This is a genomic window from Curtobacterium sp. B8 (assembly GCF_000333315.1).
GTDB classification, from domain to species: Bacteria; Actinomycetota; Actinomycetes; order Actinomycetales; family Microbacteriaceae; genus Curtobacterium; species Curtobacterium luteum.
This window is the reverse complement of the sequence record NZ_BACW01000361.1, coordinates 1-1,205: the sequence shown is the minus strand read 5'-3', so window position 1 is coordinate 1,205 and position 1,205 is coordinate 1. Positions and strand designations below refer to the sequence as shown.

Below are 1,205 nucleotides of genomic sequence, written 5' to 3'. Positions count from 1 at the left end.
CGCGGACAGGTGACCTCGCCGTTCACCCTCTCCGAGTGACACGTCCCTGACCTCGGACGTCGGCCCCGGGCCTGCACCCATCGGTGCAGGCCCGGGGCCGACGCGCGCGTGCCGGGGACGGGGCCGTCAGCGGGAGCACGGCCCGCGACGGACGGCACGCGACGGGCGGTCCGCCCACCGCGGGCACCACGAAGGACCGGCCGCAGCGATCCCTGTCGCTGCGGCCGGTCCTGGTCGGTCGGTCATCCCGTGGTCGGTCTCAGTCGGCGGCGGGCGCCCCCGCGTCGATGCCCGAGGGCGACGAGCCGTCGTACCCGCAGATCGCGGCCACCTTCTCCGCGCTCGCCGAGGCCGGGTCGAACTCGTAGCCGAGCCACTCCCGGACGAGGCGTCGGGCGAGCTCGACGCCGATCACGCGCTGGCCCAGACACAGCACCTGCGCGTCGTTGGAGAGCACCGAGCGCTCGACGCTGAACGAGTCGTGCGCCGTCACCGCACGGATCCCCGGCACCTTGTTCGCGCTGATCGCGACCCCGAGCCCGGTGCCGCACACCAGGACCGCCCGGTCCGCACGGCCGTCCGCGACCATCCTCGCCGCGTCCACGGCCACGTGCGGGTACGCGGTGTGCCCGTCCGCGTCGACGCCGACGTCCTCGACGGACGCCACACGGTCGTCGGCGAGCAGGTCGCGCTTGATGATCTCCTTGTAGTCGTACCCTGCATCGTCCGAGCCGATCACGATCCGGTGGGTCATGCGTGTGTTCCTTCCTGTCGGTCTGCACGCGCGGCGAGGACCTCGCCGACGCGGGTGAGGATCAAGCCCATGGACGTCGCGCCGGCGTCGGGCGTACCGATGCTCTTCTCCGCGAGCGGCCGCGCCCGTCCGACGCGGGGACGCAGGTCGGCGGTGGCAGCTGCCTCGGCGACGGCGACCGCTGCGGCGGCACGCCACGCGGTCGCGGTGTCCTGGCCGGCGTCGACGCCCTCGCGGAGTGCGTCGACGAAGGGGAGGAGGGCGTCGAGGAGCGTCTTGTCGCCACGCTCGGCGCGGCCGAGGTGCACGATCGCGTCGGCGAAGGCCTGCGCGGCATCGACGACGTCGGCGGGGCGGTACTCGTCGCGGTCGTCGCGCAGCGACCGACCGAACGCCTCGAGCGCTGCGCCCCAGAGGACACCGGAGGTGCCGCCCGCGAACTCGGCCCACG

The 1,205-nt window shown here is 74.3% G+C and carries 2 protein-coding genes; both read right to left on the bottom strand.

Annotated elements, in window-relative coordinates; genetic code table 11:
• Positions 1-259: 259 nt before the first annotated feature.
• Complete coding sequence (locus tag I59_RS09420) at positions 260-754, bottom strand: ribose-5-phosphate isomerase (RefSeq protein WP_022903658.1); 495 nt, start codon at positions 752-754, stop codon at positions 260-262.
• Positions 751-1,205: DAK2 domain-containing protein (locus tag I59_RS09415; RefSeq protein ID WP_031273509.1), on the bottom strand; the 455-nt coding region annotated here is incomplete at its 5' end. The genes I59_RS09415 and I59_RS09420, both read right to left, overlap by 4 nt.